The organism is Kineococcus indalonis, from assembly GCF_009906395.1.
Classification (GTDB): Bacteria; Actinomycetota; Actinomycetes; order Actinomycetales; family Kineococcaceae; genus Kineococcus; species Kineococcus indalonis.
The window spans coordinates 1-448 of sequence record NZ_JAAALM010001024.1 but is presented as its reverse complement, the minus strand read 5'-3'; the positions used below and the strand labels follow the sequence as shown (position 1 = coordinate 448).

At 77.5% G+C, this 448-nt stretch carries 1 protein-coding gene; it reads right to left on the bottom strand.

Annotated elements, in window-relative coordinates; genetic code table 11:
* On the bottom strand, positions 1–448 hold a 448-nt coding region (locus GTR00_RS22515), incomplete at both ends, for an MFS transporter (protein ID WP_166613676.1).

Here is a 448-nt window from a genome sequence, read left to right as displayed (position 1 = left end):
CGCCAGCACCGACCACTGCGCACCGGCGCGCGTGCCGATCCACCCCACCAGCGGCCCGCCCACCACGGTCCCGCTCTGCAGCAGGGCCAGGTACAGCGCCACCACCCGCCCGCGCACGGCCGGGTCGCTGCGCGTCTGCACCGTGGCGTTGGCGGTGGTGGTGAACGTCAGCGACGCCAGGCCCACCGGCACCAGCAGCACCAGGTACAGCTCGTAGGTGGGCATCAGCGCCGAGACCGCCGAGAGCACCCCGAAGGCCGCGGCGGCGCCCACCAGCACCCGCAGCCGCGGGCCCTCGCGCCGCGCGGCCAGCAGCGCCCCGCCCAGCGAGCCCACCGCCAGGGCGGTGCCGGCCAGGCCGAACTGCGCCGAGCCCAGCCCGAAGCGCTCCCCCACCACCAGCGCGCTCGTCAGCTGCAGGTTCAGCGCCAGGCCGCCGACCACCGCC